The 5,506-nt window shown below is 58.1% G+C and carries 6 protein-coding genes and 1 pseudogene; 4 read left to right on the forward strand and 3 right to left on the reverse strand.

The features are described 5' to 3' along the window. Positions 1-223 (reverse strand): annotated as a pseudogene (locus tag IGS51_RS08610) (hypothetical protein); the annotation flags it as partial. 193 nt (positions 224-416) lie between these two features. On the opposite strand from IGS51_RS08610, the gene IGS51_RS08615 reads away from it, so the two are divergent. The 3 genes from IGS51_RS08615 to IGS51_RS08625 all read left to right on the forward strand — a co-directional run bounded on the left by IGS51_RS08615 (position 417) and on the right by IGS51_RS08625 (position 3,629). After that, positions 417-1,169 (forward strand): DUF554 domain-containing protein, encoded by a 753-nt coding sequence (locus tag IGS51_RS08615; protein ID WP_297078024.1) that lies wholly within the window; start codon positions 417-419, stop codon positions 1,167-1,169. A 236-nt stretch (positions 1,170-1,405) separates the two neighbouring features. Beyond that, complete coding sequence (locus IGS51_RS08620; RefSeq protein ID WP_297078025.1) at positions 1,406-2,779, forward strand: NAD(P)/FAD-dependent oxidoreductase; 1,374 nt, start codon at positions 1,406-1,408, stop codon at positions 2,777-2,779. A 151-nt stretch (positions 2,780-2,930) separates the two neighbouring features. Beyond that, the gene (locus IGS51_RS08625; protein WP_297078026.1) at positions 2,931-3,629 is read left to right on the forward strand and encodes a uracil-DNA glycosylase; all 699 of its coding nucleotides are present in this window, start codon (positions 2,931-2,933) and stop codon (positions 3,627-3,629) included. A 45-nt stretch (positions 3,630-3,674) separates the two neighbouring features. Here the strand turns inward: IGS51_RS08625 and grxC are convergent, their stop codons facing one another. Beyond that, positions 3,675-3,986, reverse strand: coding sequence for a glutaredoxin 3 (gene grxC / locus IGS51_RS08630; RefSeq protein ID WP_297078027.1), 312 nt, complete (start codon positions 3,984-3,986; stop codon positions 3,675-3,677). 113 nt (positions 3,987-4,099) lie between these two features. Next, entirely contained in the window at positions 4,100-5,011 is a 912-nt protein-coding gene (locus tag IGS51_RS08635) for a glycosyltransferase family 2 protein (protein ID WP_297078028.1), read from the reverse strand. Between the two features lie 166 nt (positions 5,012-5,177). On the opposite strand from IGS51_RS08635, the gene IGS51_RS08640 reads away from it, so the two are divergent. Beyond that, entirely contained in the window at positions 5,178-5,423 is a 246-nt protein-coding gene (locus IGS51_RS08640) for a hypothetical protein (RefSeq protein WP_297078029.1), read from the forward strand. The last annotated feature ends 83 nt before the right edge of the window (positions 5,424-5,506 follow it).

Here is a 5,506-nt window from a genome sequence, read left to right on the forward strand (position 1 = left end):
GCGCCGCCACATCCGACAGCATATGCCCCGCCTCCGCCAGCAGCGCCAGACTGTGGCTCGACAGGCTGACCGCCAGTTCCACCAGCGAGAACCCGCCAATCAGCCCCAGCGCCATCCACAGGAGTCTTGCTTTTTTCTGGGCATCCACCGTGTAGGGATGAGGCGTTGGCAAACCAGATCGGTGGGGCGCTTGGCAGCCCTCTGGACAGTCGGCAGTATGCATGAAGGCTGGAAACACGACAAAAGACCTTTTCTGGGATCATCCCACAGAATTCTCTGAGCAGCCAAGACGGAAGCCGGGGGCGGCGGGTTCCGGCTAGACCGCAGAAGAAGTAGGGAGCGGATGGGATAAGGTGATTTTGGAGGATTTTCTCCTGCTTCGCAGTTTGCCCCATCACCCCGTCACCTTGTACCCCATGCTAGATTTTTGGGCAAAAACCAGCGGCACCTGGATCAACGTTGCCACGGTTCTACTGGGTACTGCCCTGGGGCTGCTGCTCACCGGGCACTTGCCAGAGCGGATGCAGCGGGTGATCAAGCAAGGGCTGGGGCTGACGACGCTGTTTATCGGCATCAGCATGGCAGGCAGCCTGAATCAGGCTAGGGGCGGCATCGTAGACGGCGTGATTTTGGGACTGCTGGCGCTGGTGGCGGGCGGGCTGCTGGGCGAGTGGTGGCAGATTGAAGAACGGCTGGCGATCGCCGGAGATTGGCTGAAACATCGGGTCAAGGGCAGGGGTCGCTTTACCGATGGCTTTGTCACCGCCAGCCTGCTGTTTTGCATTGGCCCGATGGCCATGATCGGCAGCCTCAACAACGGGCTGGTGGGCGATGCGCGGCTGCTGACGCTGAAGGCGACGATGGACGGACTGGCGGCGATCGCCCTCACAGGCAGCTACGGCATCGGCGTCGGCTTTTCGACCCTGGCCATTTTGCTGTATCAAGGCGGCCTGTCCCTAGCCGCCGGACTCCTGGCCCGCGCCCTCCCCGATCCCGCTAGTTCGCCGCCCGTACTGCTGGCCACGGGCGTAGGCGGACTCATGATTCTATCCATCGGGCTGAACCTACTAGAAATTGGCAACGTGCGCGTCGGCTCCTTCTTGCCAGCCCCCTTCCTCGCGCCGCTAGTGTACTGGCTCGCCGTCTGGCTCACCGCCGCTTTTGCATAAGGCGGGCCAAAGGGTTGAGGCGTAAGGAATTGTGTTCTGGAGGTACGCGATTTTCCAACCATCCGAATCTCAAACCCCGAATCTCGAACCCCGAATCTCGAACTTTTAAAGCTTTTATTTATGCAGAGATGTCGTAAATGTACAACGTTACACACGACATCCCCGATTCGGGCGGCTAACATGGCGCTTAATGTCCTGAACAATGTCCTCACCTACAGAACCGCCTGAGAACCCCTATGGACGCGATCGCAACACCAGAGCCGCACCACGTCGTCATCATCGGCGGCGGATTTAGCGGTCTATACGCCGCCAAAACGTTGGGACGCGCAAAAGACATTAAGGTAACGCTAGTAGACAAGCGCAACTTTCACCTGTTTCAGCCCTTGCTATATCAAGTGGCAACGGGCACGCTGTCGCCAGCCGACATTTCTTCGCCCCTGCGCGGCATTCTCAGCGACTACAAAAACATCACCGTCCTGATGGATGAGGCGGTTGATCTTGATCCGCAGGCGCAAGTGCTAAAGCTGCGAGAGCAGGAGCTTCCCTACGACACGCTGATTGTGGCGACGGGTGTCAGCCACCACTACTTTGGCAACGACCAGTGGCGCGACACGGCTCCGGGGCTGAAAACCATTGAAGATGCCCTAGAAATGCGCCGCCGGATTTTTGTCGCCTTTGAAGCGGCAGAGAAGGAAACCGACCCCGAAAAGCGCAAAGCATGGCTCACGTTCGTCATTGTGGGCGGCGGCCCGACGGGGGTAGAGCTAGCCGGGGCGATCGCCGAACTCGCCTACCGCACGCTCAAAGAAGACTTCCGCAACATCGACACCTCAGAAGCCACCATCCTGCTGCTGGAAGGGATGGATCGGGTGCTGCCGCCCTACGATCCTGACCTGTCGGCAAAGGCGGCCGAATCGCTATCCCGTCTGGGCGTGACCGTCCGCACCAAAACTCTGGTGACGCAGATTGAACCCAGCGACAGAGGCGACGTGGTGACGATGAAAAGCGGCGCGCCGGATAATCCCCTGATTGAGACCATGACCGCTCGCACCATCCTCTGGGCAGCGGGGGTAAAAGCCTCTGGCATGGGCAAGGTGCTGGCAGATCGGGCGGGTGCGTCGTGCGATCGCGTCGGGCGCGTCATGGTGGAACCTGATTTCAGCATCGCGGGCTATCCCAACATCTTCGTCATCGGCGACCTGGCCCACTATGCCCACCAGGGCGATCGCCCCATTCCGGGTGTCGCTCCGGCCGCCGTGCAAGCCGGTGAATACGTCGCCAAGACCCTCCAGCGACGCATCCAGGGGCAGTCCGTGGAACCCTTTGTCTACAAAGATCCGGGTAGCCTGGCCATCATCGGGCAAAATGCTGCGGTGGTTGACTTGGGCTTCGTCAAGTTTTCTGGCCCGCCGGCCTGGTTTGCCTGGGTGTTTGCCCACATTTACTATCTGATCGAGTTCGACAACAAGCTGATCGTCATGCTCCAGTGGGGCTGGAACTACTTCACCCGCAAGCGCGGCGCACGGCTGATTACGGGTGAGGGCGGTGTGGCGACGGCAGAGGCCGCAGGGACGTATCGGACTAGGGTGAAGGAGCCGGTGGAGGTGTAGGGAAGAGGGAAGAGGAAAGAACGAAGAACGAAAAGGGGAGAGGGGTGGGCGATCGCGCTGGTTTGTGTTGGCCGGTTCGGATTGCTGATTCGTTTTACAATGAAGCTTCCATAGGTTTAATCTCTGATCACCAAGCCCTAGACCGAATCCAATGGCGAGCGAAGACCAAATCGACTTGTTCAATCTGGCGGAGGTCGCCGCGCCCGCCGCATCTGCCAGCTTCGACCCGTCCCAAATTCCCACTAGCGCCCGCATCCCCATTCCACCGGGGACCTACGCCTCGATGGAGGAGATGAAGGCGCACTGCGACCAGTGTCAGCGCTGCGAACTGGGGCAAAATCGCACCCATGCGGTCATTGGGCGTGGCGGACTGGCTGCGCCCGTGATGATCGTTGGCGAGGGGCCAGGGCAAACCGAAGACGAAACCGGCCTACCGTTTGTTGGCAAGTCGGGTCAGTTGCTTACGAAAATTCTGGAATCGGTGCAATTAACTGACGAAGACGTGTTCATCTGCAACGTGGTGAAGTGTCGCCCGCCAGAAAACCGCACCCCCACTGCCGCCGAAGCCGATGCCTGCAAGGGCTACTTGATGGAGCAAATTCGGCTGATTAACCCCAAGATTATCTTGCTGACCGGAGCCACTGCGCTGAAGGGCTTGCTGGGCATCAAGCAGGGCATTACCAAGGTGCGCGGCCAGTGGATCGAGCAAGACGGCCGCTTCTATATGCCCATCTTTCACCCCGCCTATCTGCTGCGGAACCCCTCTCGCGAAAAGGGCAGCCCCAAATGGCTGATGTGGCAGGATATTCAGGCGGTGCGGGCGAAGCTAGATGAGATTCGCGGCACTTGAAATTCGCCTTGAGATTCGCGGCACTTCTGAGTAGTTCTCACCGGGTCATCCTGCCTGACTCAGCAGCGCGTCTAGCTTTCCGGCTCGATCGAGCGCATAGAGGTCGTCGCAGCCGCCGACGTGCTGGTTATTAATGAAAATTTGGGGGACGGTGCGGCGACCGTTGGCGCGTTCAGCCATTCTCACGCGGGCAGCCCCGTCGCCGTCGATTCTGTATTCGGTAAAGTTCACGCCTTTCCAGCGCAGCAGCATCTTGGCCCGGATGCAGTAGGGGCAGGTCTGCCAGGTGTAGATTTCGACGTTGGCTTTGACGGCTTCGGGGCGGCGACCCAGGAGGGCGTTGAGTTTGTTGAGCATCGGTTGAATCTTGGAATAAAGACGCTAGGAAAGACGCTTGAAATCCGTGGGAGAAAGCAGTGGGAAATCTGTGGGAAATCTGTGGGGGGCAATTCGGGCATCTAGGCTGAAGGCTAATTCTTTTTCACCGGATTCAGGCGACCGTTGAGCTTTTGCAGTTCGTAGAGCTTGACGCTGATTTGGTATTCGTACTGACTAAGCAGGCGGGCGTAGGTATATCCGGCGTGGCCGTCGAGAAAGCCAAAGCGGAGGATGTAGAACAGGACAAAACGGAGCAGCGGGCGGCAGGGCAGGCGCACCCACAGGCGTTTGAGGAAGCGTTTGCGCTGGACAGCGTTGCTCCACCAGTGGGCAGTGCGATCGCCCAAGGTTCCGGCTTCATCCATGCCATTGAGTAAATTGTAGTAGACACGGGCTTCCCAATTGGAGTAGCGGTTGTGGCGCTCTAGCCAGTGGTAGAGATCCCGATAGTCAATGTGGAGCATATCGGTGGTGAGGTAGCCTGCGGTTCCTTCTAGAACGACGTGTTCATGCACTTCGTTGTCGCCTGTGTTGGGGGCAGCGTCGGTGTGCAGATTTTCGTAGCGTCCTTTGGCATGGCGAAACAGGCGCAGGTTCCAGTCGGGATACTTACCGCCGTGGCGAATCCATCTGCCCAGGAAGTAGACACGACGGTTTAGGTAGTAGCCGTTTAAGGCTGGATTTTGGATGGCTTGGGCAATTTCGTCCCAGAGGGCAGGGGGGATGCGCTCGTCGCAATCGACAATTAGTACCCACTCGTTGCGAAAGGGGAGATGGTCGAGGGCCCAATTTTTCTTTTTTGGCCAGCGCCCGCTGAAGTGGAACTGTACGACCTTTGCGCCACTGTCTTCGGCAATTTCGGTGGTGCGATCGCCACTTTGCGAATCCACCACGAAAATCTCATCAGCGGGCGCAAGGCTTTCCAAACAGGCAGGCAAATTTAGCTCCTCGTCTTTGGCAGGAACTAGCACCGAGACGGGGATGCGGTTGGGCAAATGGGTCATTTCTAGCGGCCAGGAGATCGTCCAACTGCGTAAGTTCTAACAAAGTTTCATCCTGAACCGTAGCAAAACCCTCAGACCGATCTTAATATAAGTTAACAAAGCCAAGCTTGAGTGATGTCCTGACTGCGGAGAACCGTTCTCGCTCCCCGATTTCTGATTTCTAAATATGCCCAGACGCACTTCGCCGAACGACTTGCAGCATTGGGAAGACGCTTCCGATCTAGAGCATCTGGTGGTAGACAAGCGATCGCACAAGCGGGCCACCCCCGCCAAAGGCCGTCGCCGCAACCGTCGCTACGAAAAGCGGCTGCTAAACCACTATCTGGAGAATTCTGAGGAGTTGGACTCAGAGTTGGAGGCGCTAGATGACACCCCAGAAGGAGCCGCAACACCAGATGCCTTGGTTGAGTGATAAATCTTGTTTCCCCTCATCCCCCAACCCCTTCTCCCACAAGGGGCGAAGGGGAGTTATTTAAGTCCCTCTCCCGCTCTGGG

Origin of the sequence: Thermoleptolyngbya sp. M55_K2018_002 (assembly GCF_015295965.1) — a bacterium.
Lineage (GTDB): Bacteria > Cyanobacteriota > Cyanobacteriia > Elainellales > Elainellaceae > Thermoleptolyngbya > Thermoleptolyngbya sichuanensis.